This is a genomic window from Pseudomonas syringae, from assembly GCF_001698815.1.
In the GTDB taxonomy this organism is placed as follows: Bacteria; Pseudomonadota; Gammaproteobacteria; order Pseudomonadales; family Pseudomonadaceae; genus Aquipseudomonas; species Aquipseudomonas syringae_A.
Genome location: NZ_LGSI01000041.1, coordinates 1 through 14863 on the forward strand (window position 1 = coordinate 1; position 14863 = coordinate 14863).

The following is a 14863-nucleotide window of genomic DNA, read 5'->3' on the forward strand; positions in this document are numbered from 1 at the left end:
ACTCACCCGATAAGCATCCACAACATAAACCCGATGGCCCATTTCGTGGGCCAGTTCAACGGTGTCCAAGTGGTAGATACTGGTCGCCTCCAGGGCAATCGAGCTTTGCGCTGGCAGCGTTTTGAGCCAGCGGCCTACAGCCAAGCGGTTGTTGTCGATGGCTTGAGTGGTTTTCAGGTCTTCGCGGTAAACGACTATTTCGGCTTTGGCAACGTCAATGCCAATCACCGTTGGCGAGGTAAGGATTGCCATGACGAATCCTCCGAGCTAGGGTTTAGGTACTTGTCGGGGTTCTACCGCTGCGCTGGCTTGCCTCTATCGTCGGTTTTACCGATGAATTCCTTATCGGCGCTTTGGGTAGAAAGGGCGGGACGAGAAGTCTCCCACGGTCCGTACTGGCTAGAGTCGGAATCAAGCTTTTAGTCCCGCCCACCCCTTCAAGTCTAAACATACAAGCAAGCTTGCTTGCGAAGGCATAGCTTCAGACCAGACTATGTCGAATGTGACGAAGGCTTCGCGAGCAAGGTGGATCGCCACCCCGGTCGCTCCCACAACTGATTCTTTGCGACTAAATCCTGAACAACAAAAAACCCGCCGAAGCGGGTTTTTTGTATGACCATTCCAACATCCTGTCAGTAGCCGTCCTGGCAATGGTCGATCATCCCTGACCCCGTAGCGCTTCCTTCGCGGCGGTTGTTGGAACCAATACTATGCCTGTGCTGTGGACAGCAATAGAGCGAACTTCCCGACTTCGTGTAAGCCTTTGGCTATACGTGGATTCGCCCTACAAAAATTTGTGAACTGTCTCTCACGTTTGGCGGTCGCGGGCCGACAGTATGTAGAGGACGATCGGAATGGATGCTCTCTCACTATGTCTGTCTGGAATAGCCCTCGACGCACTGGCTTGGTTTAGGCGCAGATTGCTAAAACAATAAAAAGTACGGAGTAATAGTCATGACTATGCGCAACTTATCGATCAGCCGCCGTCTCTGGCTGATTCTCATAGTGTCCGTATTGATGCTGTGCACGCTGACAGCGGCGATGCTCAGACAGGTTCATAACGATCTGTACGACGCCAAAGCCCAGAAAACCATGCACGTGGTGCAAACCGCCAGCGGCATTCTCGAGTACTACCACGGCCTGGAAACGGCCGGAACGCTCACCAAGGACCTGGCTCAGGAGCAGGCGCTCAACGCCATTCGCAGCCTGCGCTATAACCAGAACGACTATTTCTGGATCAACGACCTGCGCCCGGTAATGATCATGCATCCGGTCAGCGTCAAGCTGGTCGGCCAGGACTTGTCCGCAATCAAAGACCCGGACGGTTTCGCGGTCTTCAATGAAATGGTTGCGGTAGCCAAGTCCAAAGGCGCGGGGATGATCCAGTACCGCTGGCCAAAACCGGGCGCCAGCGAACCGGTGCAAAAAATCTCCTATGTACAACTCTTCGCGCCATGGGGCTGGATTCTCGGTTCCGGCGTCTATGTCGACGACGTCTCGGCCGAGTTCCAGCAGCAAGTCTGGCGAGCGGTGCTGTTCAGCCTGGCGATTGTGCTGGTCATGGCATTGTTGGTCATCCTGATCGGCCGCAGCATCGTCCGGCCATTGCGCGAGTCGGTGCAGGCTATGGCCGACATTGCCAGTGGCGAAAGCGACCTGACGCGCACGTTGCAAACTCACGGCAATGACGAAATTACCCAACTGGCGCGGCATTTCAACGCCTTCACCGCCAAGCTGCGCGGCGTTGTGAGCCAGTTGCAAACCTCCGCCAATGGCCTGGAACAGGCCTCCACTGACCTGGGCCACAACGCCGAACAGGCCCAGGCGCGCAGCCAGCAGCAATCGCAACAAATGGAGCTGGTGGCAACCGCCGTCAATGAAGTCACCTACGGCGTTCAGGACGTGGCGAAGAATGCCGAACATGCCGCCAATGAAATGCGCGATGCCGAAGCCCAGGCCCATCAGGGTCAGGTCAATATCGACAGCAGCCTGCGCCAGATCGATCACCTGTCCGGCACCATCAATCAGGCCGTGGAAGTGATCCGCACCCTGGCGGCGGAAAGTACGCAGATCGGCAGCGTCCTGGAAGTCATCAGCTCGATTGCCGAGCAGACCAATCTGCTCGCCCTCAACGCCGCCATCGAAGCGGCTCGCGCCGGAGAGCAAGGCCGGGGCTTTGCCGTGGTTGCCGATGAAGTGCGCTTGTTGGCGCAGCGCACGCAGAAATCCACAGCGGAGATCCAGGCGATGATCGAGCGCCTGCAAACCCACTCCAACGCAGCGGTCAAAGTCATCGCCGACAGCAGCCGTTCGTCCCAGCTAACCATCGAGCAGGCCAATCAGGCGGGCCAGAGCCTGACCTCCATCAGCCAGGCGCTGCGCAACCTCAACAGCCTGAACGCATCGATTGCCAGCGCGACCCTGCAACAATCGCACGTTGTCGAGGACATCAATCAGAACGTCACCCAGGCCGCACAACTGTCGCAAACCACTGCCATCGCCGCCGAGCAATCCAGCAGCGCCAGCCTGCATCTGCGCAACCTGAGCGAGCAACTCAACGGCCTGCTCAAGCAATTCCGCGTCTGAATACATCAGGGCCGGGAGAACCACTTCCCGGCCTTGTCCTCACTTGTCACCGTGCTACCCGATCGTCGGTCAATCAAACTGGTCTGACAGGCCCGACTACGCTTGCGTTGCCTGACGTATTGCTCATAGGCTCACCCGACTTTTGCTTCGGAAGACACCATGGACAGCAACATCAGTCGGCGCGAACAGCTACGCATCATTATTTTCCAGACCGACACGCCGGCGGGTCGACGCTTCGACAAGACGCTGCTGGTGGTGATCCTGTGCAGCCTGATCGTGGTGATCCTCGACAGTATTCCGGCGATCCACGCCAACTACGCGGACCTGTTGGCATATATCGAGTGGGGCTTCACCGCGGTATTTCTCGGCGAGTACATTCTGCGCCTGTATTGCTCGCCGCGACCGTTGCAGTACGCATTCAGCTTCTATGGGCTGGTCGACCTGCTGGCTATCGTGCCCGGCATCCTCGCGATTTATTACAGCGATGCGCAATACCTGTTGATCATCCGGATCGTGCGGATGCTGCGTATTTTCCGGGTACTCAAGCTCAGCCCCTATCTGAAGCAGGCCAACTATCTGCTGGCGGCGCTGCGCGGCAGCAAACAGAAAATCATCGTGTTTCTGGTCAGCGTTTCGACGCTGGTCATTGTCTTTGGCACGCTGATGTATGTGATCGAAGGGCCGGAACATGGCTTCACCAGTATCCCCACCGGGATTTATTGGGCCATCGTGACCCTGACCACCGTCGGCTTCGGCGACATCGTGCCCAAGACGCCGCTGGGGCAGATATTGTCTTCACTGGTGATGATTACCGGTTATTCGATCATTGCCGTACCCACCGGGATCTTCACCGCCGAGCTGGCCAACGCCATGCGCGGCGAACAGCTGCAGCACGATTGCCCGGTATGCGCCAAGAAAACCCATGAGCACGGGGCGGCGTTCTGTTCGCGTTGCGGCAATCAGTTGTTTCCGCGCGCCAGCGAAAAGGCATAACCCAATAATTTTTTAATCTATAAAGGCCTAAGGCTGTCCAGTTATAGTCGCGGGCAATAAGCCATCAACTTTATAAGAAACATCATCTACAAAAGGAATGTGCAGTGAACAAACTTTTCGCCGCCTCGTTACTGGCAGCAGGCTTGGCTCTGAGCAGCGCCGCTCAGGCCGCCCCGACGCTGTTGAACGTGTCGTATGACGTCATGCGTGACTTCTACAAGGATTACAACGCCGCGTTCCAGAAGCACTGGAAAGCCGATCATCAGGAAGATATCGCGGTACAGATGTCGTTCGGTGGTTCGAGCAAGCAAGCGCGCTCGGTGATCGACGGCCTGCCCGCCGACGTGATCACCATGAACATGGCCACCGACATCAATGCCTTGGCCGACAATGGCAAGCTGGTGCCGGACAACTGGGTCACCCGCCTGCCGAACAACAGCGCGCCGTTCACCTCCGCGACCGTGTTCATCGTGCGCAAGGGCAACCCCAAAGCCTTGAAAGACTGGCCTGACCTGATCAAGAGCGGCGTTGAAGTGATCGTGCCCAACCCGAAAACCTCGGGTAATGGCCGCTATACGTACCTGTCGGCCTGGGGTTACACCTTGAAGAATGGCGGCGATGAAGCAGCGGCGAAAAAATTCGTCGGCCAACTGTTCAGCCATGTGCCGGTGCTGGATACCGGCGGCCGTGGCGCGACCACGACCTTCATGACCAACCAGATCGGCGACGTGCTGATCACCTTTGAAAACGAAGCGGAAATGATCGCCCGGGAATTTGGTCGCGACCAGTTCGAGGTAATTTACCCAAGCGTCTCTGCAGAAGCCGAGCCGCCAGTGAGTGTGGTCGACAAAGTCGTCGACAAGAAAGGCACTCGCGCCGCCGCCGAGGAATACCTGAAATACCTGTGGTCGCCTGAAGGTCAGGAAATCGCCGCCGCCAACTACCTGCGTCCGCGCGACCCGGCGGTGCTGGCCAAATACACCGATCGGTTCCCGAAAGTCGACTTCCTGTCGGTTGAGAAAACCTTCGGCGACTGGCGCACCGTGCAGAAGACCCACTTCAACGATGGCGGCGTGTTCGATCAGATTTACCCGGCGAAGTAACTCAATCGCGCTGTAGCAGCCAAGGGTTCGCGAGACGAAGGTCCGGATGAGTCAGGACTGAACCCCGCGAACCGTTGGCTCCTAAAGGTTACCAATCTTTACATATCGAGTTACAAGTTCCCCCCTCTCCCGCTCATGCCTGCGCCAAGCACTATAAAGATTTCCTACGCGTCGTCGATAAACTTCCTACACCAAACGCACATGGAGTGACGACATGGAAATCTCTTTGACTGCCGGCTCGACCCTGGCATCGACAATGCGACTCAACCAATCCAGCCAGACCCTGACCGCGCAACCCATCAGCGAAGATCAGAAGGCGGCGTTCAGCAACGCCACACCGGCGGCGATTTACCATCCCAGTGAAGCAGCTCAGGCACTAAGTCAGACAGTGTCGACTCAGCCCATGGTGGCCGTAAACACCTATGGTCGCCCTCAGTCTGCCGATTTCCCGGCGATGGCCAAGCTGCAGCAAGGTGCTTTTTATGGTTTGAAGTCCGCGTTCGAGGAGTTCAACTCCGCTCTTGCGTCCGCCTTCCCGGACCTCGCCGACAAGAAATTCGGCTTCACCATCGAGGCTGATGGCAAACTCAAGGCGCTCAACAGCGCGGGCGAGCTCAGCGCTACCGATATGGATCAACTGGATAAGCTGTTGAACGCCTCCAGCTCGCTGAAAAGCGCGGCCGGCACCTACCGAGATGCTTCCATAGATCTGGTGGCGGCCGACGGAACCTGGGGCGGTTCTTATCTGGGCGATTACCAGCTGGACAAGGACAACTTCGCCAGCACCATTGATCTGGGGGCGTTGTTCATCCCCAAAGGCAACACTCCTAATCCTGAAGCCATCGCGGGTTGGTTTTCGCACCAGCTATGGAGCAAGGGTGAACTCGCTACGCCGGAATCGCATGCAGCCATCCTGGCCTCACGTGACGCCGCACGCCAAGCGCAGGAAGCGGCTGAGACTGCTAAAGCCTGAGACCTTCCGGTATTGCTGTAGGAGCCAACTTGTTGGCGAGACATTGTCCCTGCGGACGCAGGAATATTGTCTCGCTAACAAGGTGGAGTCAGTTTCCTGCCACGGGCAGTTGTCCGTGGTTGACCCGTGTAGGAGCGAATTTATTCGCGAGGCGGGTATGACCGGTACATAGACGCTTGAACTACAAACCCATTGCAGCCAGCGCAACTTCAGTTTTGTAGCCCAGGATCGTAGTTCTTGCACAACTCAAATAAACCTGTGAGTTATCCCGCAAGATACCCAAAATCTTCTTCAGATATCCCTGAGCCAGCTGGGAGTATTGATTTCCGAATGTCATGGGTGTTGGAACCAGATGCATGGCGGCAGTGCAGTTTTGTATCTCACCGACCATCTTCAATACCACACGCAACACACCATCATTCATGCTCCAACTATTCGCTTGCGGTCCATACCACTTTACCAAGACCTCTCGTAACACCTCTTTGTCTCTATGATCCATCTCTGCCATCTACAACCTCCGTTTGATACTACCGACAATCTTCAATGCGACCGCTCTGCTCCCGCGCGCAGTAATGAGTTCGACGTTATCGCCATCCATAAGAACTATTTTATGAAAACCGGCACTATCAACTGCACCGTGAAAGATGATCTGAATTTCGTCGCGCTGAAAGAAGACAACATCAGACTTGCAGTCAAGCTTCAGCAGGCTGCGCTGCAAGCTCAACTCTTGGGGATCAATGCCATTTTCTCTAACCGCAGACATGCCGTAAATCAAACGATAAAAATCAGCAACACTGGTTAGATCTTTAGCCAACCTTGGCAACGAATCAGCCATCTGGGCGGGATTCAGATGCTGCACCCCGATGTAGCCGTTATCAGGATAAGCCGCAATAAAGCCCTCTGCGCTTAAAAGGGCGACCGGCACTCCCGGAAGATCGAGCTGATAGCTGGAAAAATAGACAGGGAGGAAAGCTCCCGGGTGGTAGGTTAAAGATATGGTTTCGGGTGAGGAATATTCACAAACACTGGCAAATGAACTTGCGGAGCAACACAAAGCGAGAACAGCGCCTATCAGATATTTCATTATTGATTCCTTTCTAACCATCGCAACACATCAAGGCGGTGATAAAACAGAAGGAATTTTTCTACATCTGCGGTGTTATGTATATAGAAAAAAAGTAGGAAGTGGCTGAATACTGTGTAGGTAATTTTTAATCCAGCGCCTACAAAAACGGCGCCCTAAGGCGCCGTTGTTGTTGTTGTTGGTTTATACCTTACCCACTCAATTCCCGAACTGACGACTCAAACCCGCTGGCACACCGCTGGAGTCGGTTTCCTGCCAAGGGCCGTTCGGCGTGGTTGACCAGCTCCAGCCGCTGTTCCAGCGATAGTAAGTGCGCTGACGGTAGAAGGTGTTCGGCTGGTCATCCAGTACGTGGACGCCCAGCCTTGCATCCCAGTGACTGTTGCCACCCGGTGGCGGCGCGAAGTTGGCCGAGGTCTTCGGGCCTGCCGCAGGCGCCTTGGGCGTTTGCGGAGCGCTTGGCTTACTCGGCGCCGATGGCTTACCGGGCAGACTCTGAATCGGCTCCTGACTGCGTGGACCGGTGGGCTGGACCGCACAGGCACTCAGGCCAAGGACCATACCCAACAAGGTGATGCGTGCTGCGCGGTACATAAGCGGATTCTCTACTGATCTGGACTGTCGATGGTGAGCGTCTGCAACGCTGTAACGCTGCTGGCCAGCGGCTTGCTGCGGCCGATCCACTCGCCGGTGGTCGGCTGGCCTGCACGGGATACTCGCGCCACCAGTTGGACTTCAGGGAAGTTCGACAGTTTCAGTTGCGGCATCATCGCGTCGGCGTCTGCCAGTTCGACTTCTGCAGGCAAGTCCGCGACGGTCACGCGCTTGACCGCAAGAGGTGCCGGCGGGCCTTTGATCGCGCGGGCGAAGATGAACACGCTATCGCCCGGCGCCACCTTGGCTTTCAGCTCCGGCGCCAGATCAACCCGGACTTTGATGCGTGCCGTCTGGCTCGCTGCAACCACAGGCGCCTGGACAACGCCGCCGCTGGCCGTCAGTTTCTCACTGGCCCGGGCGATACCACCTTCCAGCGCCGAACGTGATGGATCCTGCGGCGGGAGGACCGCCAACAGACGCTTCCAGTAATCCACCGATTGCTGATAACGCTCGGTCTCGAAAGCGGCGATGCCCAACAGACCGAGGCTGGTGACCTCCTTCGGATCGGCCTTTAAGGCCTCGTCGGTCAGCGCCTGGACCTGCGGGGTGAATTTCTTGCCACCGGCGAAGTACAACGCCTGCGCCCATTGCCCGAGCAGTTCCGGTGGCCGGCCGGCCAGGGCCGCGGCACGTTCGAACATCGCCGCAGCGTCTGCCGGACGATCCTGAGCCATGTAGGTGCGCGCCAGAAAGTAAATCCCCTCGGCCGAATCCGGCTGGGCCTTCACTGCCCGCTCCAGGCGACTGGTCATCTCCTGAATGGAGCCCGGCGGCTGCGCGAATTCACGAGTCAGCTCGACCTTGTCACTGGCGCCGAAATGCAGATACAACGCCAGACCCAGAACCGGCACCAACACCGCCGCCAGCAATGGCAGCGGCTTGCCCAGGCGCGAGGTGCGCAGCGGCTCGACGCCTTCGGTGTCAGCCAGCAACTCTCGGGCAGCTTCGGCGCGGCCATTGTCCATCTGCACCGCAGACAACACGCCCTCCGCTTGCTGACCTTGCAGTTCGGCCACACGCTCCTGATACAGGGCGACATTGAGCGCGGTGCGGTCTTCTTCGCTTTGCGCACGACGGCCACGCAGGACGGGGATCAGCAGGAAACTCAGGGCCACCAGCAACAGCAGGCCAGCAGCTAGCCAGAAATCAATCATTCGCGGTTTTTATCCAACAGGTGGGCGAGGCGCTGACGCTCCTCGTCGGAAAGTGCATCGCTCTCGTTGCGACCCTGGCCACGGCGACGTACGACAATCACGCCGATTACCAACAGACCGCCGATCAGCAGGCCGGCAGGGCCGAACCAGAGCAGCCAGGTCCGCGAGCTGAGGGCCGGCTTGTAGCGCACGAAATCGCCGTAGCGATCGACCATGAAATCAATGATCTGCTGATTGCTCTGCCCTTCGCCGAGCATGCGGAAGATTTCCTTGCGCAGGTCGGCGGCAATCGGCGCGTTGGAATCGGCGATGTCCTGATTCTGGCACTTGGGGCAACGCAGCTCTTTGGTCAGTTCGGCGTAACGCGCGCGTTCGGCGTCATCGCGAAACTCATAAGCATCGATGGCGGCATGGGCCACGCTTGCGCAGCTCAAAGCGAGCAGGACGGCAGCGACGCTGCGCCGGATCACCCGTGGGAGCGAGCTTGCTCGCGAAAAGGTCGGTGCATCCGCAGCATGTTTGGCGGCAGGTACATCGCAATCGCGAGCAAGCTCGGCTCCTACAGAAACTGGCACAACCCGTGGGAGCGAGCTTGCTCGCGAAGAGGCCGGCGCATCCTTACCATCTTTGGCGTCAGTAACGTCGCATTCGCGAGCAAGCTCGGCTCCTACAGAAACTTGCACAACCCGTGGGAGCGAGCTTGCTCGCGAAGAGGCCGGTACATCCTTACCATCTTTGGCGTCAGTAACGTCGCAATCGCGAGCAAGCTCGGCTCCTACAGAAGTCCGCCAATACAGGTGCTTCATTGGCGAGCCTCGTCAACCAACCCCTGATACAACCCAGCCAGTTGCTCACGCCACACGGTTTCGTCGATCACGCCGACGTACTTGTGACGAATGATGCCTTTGCTGTCGATCAGGAAAGTCTCCGGCGCGCCGTAAACGCCCAGATTCAGGCCCAGGCTACCCTGCTCGTCGCGGATGTTGAGCTGATAAGGGTTATGAAAGTCCTGCAGCCATTTCAAGGCGTCGGCGTTCACATCCTTGTAGTTGATGCCGTAGATCACCACACCTTGCTGAGCCAATTTGTTGAGCACCGGATGCTCGACCCGGCAAGCCACGCACCACGTGCCCCAGACGTTGACCAGCGCCGGTTTGCCCAGCAGGTCGGCGCGGGTCAGCACCTTGTCGCCTTGCACCTGCGGCAGGGAAAACTCGGGGAATGGCTTGTTGATCAAGGCCGACGGCAACTCGGCCGGGTCCAGGTACAGACCACGATAGAGAAACACCGCGACACCGAGGAAAATCGCCAGCGGCAACAACAGGATCCAACGCTTCATACCGCCGCCTCCGCAATGCCCAAGGCGTCACGTACTTTGCTTTTCACCTTGACCCTGTAACGCTTGTCCATCGCCGCCAAAACGCCTCCCAACGCAGTGATCAAACCGCCGAACCAGATCCAGCGTACGAACGGCTTGACGTGAACCCGTACCGCCCAGGCGCCGTCGCCCAGCGGTTCGCCGAGTGCCACGTACAGGTCGCGAGTGAAACCGGCATCGATACCGGCTTCGGTCATCATCGATTGCTGCACGGTGTACAGGCGTTTTTCCGGGTGCAGGATGGTCACTTGTTTGCCGTCTTCAAGGACGCGAATGGTGGCGCGATCCGAGGTGAAGTTCGGGCCTTGGTAATGTTTGGCGCCGTCGAATACGAACATGTAGCCGCCCAGTTCCATGGATTCACCAGGCGCCAGACGCAGGTCGCGTTCGGCGCTGTTCTGGCTGGAAAGCACCACGCCCAGGGCGCACACGGCGATGCCGATGTGCGCAACCTGCATGCCCCAATAGCTACGGGTCATGCCGCGCGCGCCTTTGATCAGGCCTTTGTGACGAGTCTTGTCCAGCAAATCGCGAACGCCCGCCAGCAATACCCACGCGGCGAGCATGAAGGTCGCCAGCACTGCCCAGTGGAAATCGTCCATGGCGAAACCGGCGATCACCGCCAGCACGGCGCTGCCGATCAGGACCGGTGCCAGCATGCTCAGCAGCCATTTGACCGGCGTGTCTTTCCAACGCACCAGTACGCCGACCGCCATCACCGCCATCAGCAAGCCCATCAAGGGCACGAACAACGCGTTGAAGTAAGGCGGGCCAACGGACATCTTCGCGCCGCTCAGGGCGTCGAGCACCAGCGGGTACAGGGTGCCAAGCAGGATCATAGAAGCGGCGACTACCAACACCAGGTTGTTACCCAGCAGCAGGGTTTCCCGGGACCACAGGCCAAAGCCCACATGGCTTTTCACCACCGGAGCGCGGAAAGCGAACAAGGTCAACGATCCGCCCACGACGAACAGCAGGAAAATCAGAATGAATACGCCGCGCGCCGGGTCGGAAGCGAACGCGTGAACCGAGGTCAAGACCCCGGAGCGCACCAGGAATGTCCCGAGCAGGCTCAGGGAAAAGGCCGCGATGGCCAGCAGCACGGTCCAGCTCTTGAACACGCCGCGTTTTTCCGTGACCGCCAGCGAATGGATCAGCGCCGTGCCCACCAACCAGGGCATGAACGAGGCGTTTTCCACCGGGTCCCAGAACCACCAGCCGCCCCAGCCAAGTTCGTAATAAGCCCACCAGGAGCCCAAGGTAATGCCGATGCCGAGGAACGCCCAGGCAACGATGGTCCATGGCCGCGACCAGCGCGCCCAGGCCGCATCGAGACGCCCGCCGAGCAATGCGGCGATGGCGAAGGCGAAGGCCACCGAGAACCCGACATAGCCCATATAGAGCATCGGCGGATGCACGATCAGGCCAATGTCCTGCAACAACGGATTGAGATCGCGGCCGTTGGCCGGAATTTGCGGCAGGATGCGCGAAAACGGGTTGGAGGTCAGGATCAGGAACAGCATGAAGCCGACGCTGATCATGCCCATCACCGCCAGCACTCGGGCCAGCATCACCTGAGGCAACTGGCGGGAGAAGATCGAGACAGCGAAGGTCCACGCACCGAGAATCAACGCCCAGAGCAGCAGCGAACCTTCGTGAGCACCCCACACCGCGCTGAACTTGAAGTACCACGGCAAGGCGCTGTTGGAATTTTCCGCGACGTAGGCTACGGAAAAATCGTCGGTCATGAATGCATAGGTCAGACAACCGAAAGCGAAAATCAGAAACGTGAACTGCCCCCACGCCGCTGGCTGCGCCAGGCCCATCCACATGCGGTCACCGCGCCATGCGCCCATCAGCGGCACGACGGCCTGCACGACGGCGAAGCACAGCGCCAGAATCATGGCCAGATGGCCGAGTTCAGGAATCATGGTTCAACCCTGCTTGGAAGGTGAAGAAGGCGACGCCGGTGCAGCCTGACCGCTCTCTTTGAGCGCCTTGGTGACTTCAGGCGGCATGTATTTTTCGTCGTGCTTGGCCAGCACTTCGTCGGCGACCACTACGCCATCGGCATTGAGCTTGCCCAGCGCGACGATGCCCTGCCCTTCGCGGAACAGGTCCGGCAGGATGCCGCGATAGGTGATGGTCACCGATTTATTGAAGTCGGTGACAATGAACCTGACGTCCAGCGAATCACCGGAGCGTTGCAGCGAACCTTTTTCCACCATGCCGCCGGCACGAATACGCGTGTCGTGCGGAGCTTCGCCGTTGGCGATCTGGCTCGGGGTATAGAACAGGTTGATGTTTTCTTTCAGGGCACTCAAGGCCAGGGTGACGGCGATACCGACCCCGGCCAGTATCGCGACGATGATCAACAGACGCTTTCTACGCAGCGGATTCACTTCTGGCTCTCCCAGCGCAGACGACGCGCCTCTTGTTGCAGATAACGTCGACGCGCCAATACCGGCAGCGCCACGTTGATCGCCAGCACCGACAGACAAATGCCGTAGGCCGACCAAACGAACAGACCATGGTGACCCATGGCCAGGAATTCACCGAATGAAGCAAAATTCATTGTGCGCCTTCCTTTGCAGAGGGGTGACCCAGGGCTTTGAGCACCTCGGCCTTGACCCAGCTGGCGCGCGCCTCGCGCTTGAGCACCTCAAGACGCATGCGTAACAGCAGGACCGCACCAAAGAAACAGTAGAAACCCAGCACCGTGAACAGCAAAGGCAGCCACATTTCGGCGGGCATCGCCGGTTTTTCGGTGAGGCTGAACGTGACGCCCTGATGCAGGGTGTTCCACCATTCCACCGAGTACTTGATGATCGGGATGTTGATCACCCCGACAATCGCCAACACCGCGCAGGCTTTGGCAGCGCTGTCACGATTACTGATCGCGTTGCCCAGGGCAATAAGACCGAAGTACAGGAAAAGCAGGATCAACATGGACGTAAGGCGTGCATCCCAGACCCACCACGAACCCCAGGTCGGTTTGCCCCAGATGGCACCGGTGACCAGCGCGACGGCCGTCATCCACGCACCGATGGGCGCGGCGCTTTGCAGGGCCACATCGGCGATCTTCATTTTCCACACCAGACCGACCACACCGCAGACTGCCAGCATGATGTAGCAGGATTGGGCGAGCATGGCCGCCGGCACGTGGATATAGATGATGCGAAAGCTGTTGCCTTGCTGGTAATCCGGTGGCGCGAATGCCAGGCCCCAGACCACGCCGATACTTATGAAAAGTACCGCTGCGATGCTCAGCCAGGGCAACAGGCGTCCGCTGATGCCATAGAACCATTTCGGTGAGCCGAGCTTATGGAACCAAGCCCAACTCACGCCGCTTTTAGCGCTGTTTTTCGTCACGCTGCCTTTCATCAAGCCGCCTTTCATCACGGTGTAGCTCGGGTTTTTACTGACAAGTCCGGTGTCGGCCTGTCAGAACCTCAATTATTCGCCGACGCTGATTTTCAGGCCAGCCGCTATTGCAAAAGGTGTCAGGGTTACCGCAAGGGCGGTCAGGCTGCCAAGCCAGAGCAGGTAACCGGTGGCTGGCATGCCTTGCAGAGCTGCCTGCAACGCGCCGCTGCCCAGAATCAATACCGGGATGTACAACGGCAGAATCAGCAGCGCCAGCAACAGGCCACCGCGCTTGAGTCCCACCGTCAACGCCGCGCCAACTGCTCCCAGCAGGCTCAGTACTGGCGTGCCCAGCAACAACGAAAACAACAACACTGGCAGACAATGGCTGGGTAAACCCAGCATCAACGCGAGCAACGGCGCCAACAATACCAGTGCCAGCCCGGAGAAAGCCCAGTGTGCCAGCACCTTGGCCAGGACCAGAAGGGCCAGGGGGTGCGACGAAAGGACCCACTGTTCAAGGGAACCGTCCTCGAAATCACTGCGAAACAGGCCGTCCAGCGAGAGCAGCACGGACAATAGCGCCGCCACCCAGACTAACCCCGGCGACAAGGTTTGCAACAATTGAGTCTCCGGTCCGACCGCCAGCGGGAACAACGCGATGACGATGGCGAAGAACACCAGCGGGTTGGCCAGCTCTGCCGGACGACGGAACAACAGCCGTGCTTCGCGCGCGACCAGCAGGGTAAACACATGACTCATACGGACCACTGCCCCAGATCAATATCCCGATAACCTGCCGGCATGCGCGTCAGGGTGTGGTGCGTGGTAAGGACGATCATCCCGCCTCGCTCGCAATGTTCCGCCAGATGATTTTCCAGCTGCGCGACCCCTTGTTTATCCAGTGCGGTAAAGGGTTCGTCGAGAATCCAGATCGGTGGACTGTCCAGATACAATCGGGCCAGCGCGACCCGGCGCTGCTGCCCGGCCGACAAGGTGTGGCAAGGCACATCTTCAAAACCGCGCAGACCGACGGCTTCCAGCGCTTGCCAGATTTCCGCAGACTCCGCAGGACAATGCAGGGCGCAGAGCCAGGCGAGGTTTTCCACCGGGGTCAGCAGATCCTTGATCCCCGCGGCATGACCGATCCACAACAGATTGCGCGCCAGTTCGGCTCGTTGCGCGGCCAACGGTTGACCCTTGACGAGGATTTCGCCGAAGGTCGGCTGCATCAGCCCCGACAACAACCGCAGCAGACTGGTTTTGCCGCTGCCGTTCGGGCCGCTGATCTGCAGCATGTCACCGGCTTGCAGGGACAGGTCCAGGTGCTCGAAAAGCACCCGCCAGTCACGCTCGCAGGACAGGTCATGTGCCTGCAAAACAGGGGTAGAACGAGTCATTGATGATTCCAGGCGCTGAGTTGTCGCCTCAAGACACGCCACACAGGGCGCAGGCCGAAGAAATGGCTGTTCAAGTCGGCGTGGAAACGGCCGCTATATTGATACGAATTCATTGCATATCCGGCCCGGTCGCGACCGGGCCGCATTATACATGGCATGTCCCGGTACA

16 protein-coding genes and 1 pseudogene are annotated in these 14863 nt (G+C 58.5%); 4 read left to right on the forward strand and 13 right to left on the reverse strand.

The features are described 5' to 3' along the window. Positions 1-252 (reverse strand): annotated as a pseudogene (locus AFK24_RS12485) (IS110 family transposase); the annotation flags it as partial. A 702-nt stretch (positions 253-954) separates the two neighbouring features. On the opposite strand from AFK24_RS12485, the gene AFK24_RS12490 reads away from it, so the two are divergent. The 4 genes from AFK24_RS12490 to AFK24_RS12505 all read left to right on the forward strand — a co-directional run bounded on the left by AFK24_RS12490 (position 955) and on the right by AFK24_RS12505 (position 5655). Beyond that, entirely contained in the window at positions 955-2586 is a 1632-nt protein-coding gene (locus AFK24_RS12490) for a methyl-accepting chemotaxis protein (protein WP_065833536.1), read from the forward strand. A gap of 159 nt (positions 2587-2745) precedes the next feature. Further along, the gene (locus AFK24_RS12495) at positions 2746-3579 is read left to right on the forward strand and encodes an ion transporter (RefSeq protein ID WP_065833537.1); all 834 of its coding nucleotides are present in this window, start codon (positions 2746-2748) and stop codon (positions 3577-3579) included. Positions 3580-3683: 104 nt separating this feature from the next. Continuing rightward, entirely contained in the window at positions 3684-4682 is a 999-nt protein-coding gene (locus AFK24_RS12500) for a sulfate ABC transporter substrate-binding protein (protein WP_065833538.1), read from the forward strand. Between the two features lie 214 nt (positions 4683-4896). Further along, positions 4897-5655 (forward strand): hypothetical protein, encoded by a 759-nt coding sequence (locus tag AFK24_RS12505; RefSeq protein WP_065833539.1) that lies wholly within the window; start codon positions 4897-4899, stop codon positions 5653-5655. A 181-nt stretch (positions 5656-5836) separates the two neighbouring features. Here AFK24_RS12505 and AFK24_RS12510 read toward each other — a convergent pair whose 3' ends face one another. From AFK24_RS12510 to ccmA, 12 genes are all read right to left on the reverse strand, one after another. Then, positions 5837-6163: a hypothetical protein gene (locus AFK24_RS12510; RefSeq protein WP_065833540.1), complete on the reverse strand. Its 327-nt coding sequence runs from the start codon at positions 6161-6163 to the stop codon at positions 5837-5839. Then, positions 6164-6739: a hypothetical protein gene (locus AFK24_RS12515; protein ID WP_065833541.1), complete on the reverse strand. Its 576-nt coding sequence runs from the start codon at positions 6737-6739 to the stop codon at positions 6164-6166. It abuts the gene before it with no gap. A 198-nt stretch (positions 6740-6937) separates the two neighbouring features. Further along, positions 6938-7333, reverse strand: a complete 396-nt coding sequence (locus AFK24_RS12520) for a hypothetical protein (RefSeq protein ID WP_065833542.1) — start codon at positions 7331-7333, stop codon at positions 6938-6940. Positions 7334-7344: 11 nt separating this feature from the next. Next, a complete protein-coding gene (gene ccmI / locus AFK24_RS12525; RefSeq protein ID WP_065833543.1) occupies positions 7345-8550 on the reverse strand; it encodes a c-type cytochrome biogenesis protein CcmI in 1206 nt (401 codons plus the stop codon). Beyond that, positions 8547-9017, reverse strand: a complete 471-nt coding sequence (locus tag AFK24_RS12530) for a cytochrome c-type biogenesis protein (RefSeq protein ID WP_065833621.1) — start codon at positions 9015-9017, stop codon at positions 8547-8549. Before AFK24_RS12530 ends, ccmI begins: the two co-directional genes overlap by 4 nt. Before the next feature lie 335 nt (positions 9018-9352). After that, entirely contained in the window at positions 9353-9889 is a 537-nt protein-coding gene (locus AFK24_RS12535; RefSeq protein ID WP_065833544.1) for a DsbE family thiol:disulfide interchange protein, read from the reverse strand. Then, positions 9886-11859, reverse strand: coding sequence for a heme lyase CcmF/NrfE family subunit (locus tag AFK24_RS12540; protein WP_065833545.1), 1974 nt, complete (start codon positions 11857-11859; stop codon positions 9886-9888). The genes AFK24_RS12535 and AFK24_RS12540 overlap by 4 nt, the downstream gene beginning before the upstream one ends. A 3-nt stretch (positions 11860-11862) precedes the next feature. Next, entirely contained in the window at positions 11863-12330 is a 468-nt protein-coding gene (gene ccmE, locus AFK24_RS12545; RefSeq protein ID WP_020294179.1) for a cytochrome c maturation protein CcmE, read from the reverse strand. After that, positions 12327-12503 (reverse strand): heme exporter protein CcmD, encoded by a 177-nt coding sequence (gene ccmD / locus AFK24_RS12550; RefSeq protein WP_065833546.1) that lies wholly within the window; start codon positions 12501-12503, stop codon positions 12327-12329. Before ccmD ends, ccmE begins: the two co-directional genes overlap by 4 nt. Further along, complete coding sequence (locus AFK24_RS12555; RefSeq protein ID WP_080482143.1) at positions 12500-13312, reverse strand: heme ABC transporter permease; 813 nt, start codon at positions 13310-13312, stop codon at positions 12500-12502. The genes ccmD and AFK24_RS12555 overlap by 4 nt, the downstream gene beginning before the upstream one ends. 72 nt (positions 13313-13384) lie before the next feature. After that, positions 13385-14056 carry a heme exporter protein CcmB gene (ccmB, locus tag AFK24_RS12560; RefSeq protein ID WP_065833547.1) on the reverse strand — a complete coding sequence of 224 codons (672 nt, stop codon included), beginning with the start codon at positions 14054-14056 and terminating at the stop codon, positions 13385-13387. Beyond that, on the reverse strand, positions 14053-14694 hold the full coding sequence (gene ccmA / locus AFK24_RS12565; protein WP_065833548.1) for a cytochrome c biogenesis heme-transporting ATPase CcmA: 642 nt from the start codon (positions 14692-14694) through the stop codon (positions 14053-14055). The genes ccmB and ccmA overlap by 4 nt, the downstream gene beginning before the upstream one ends. Positions 14695-14863 lie beyond the last annotated feature (169 nt).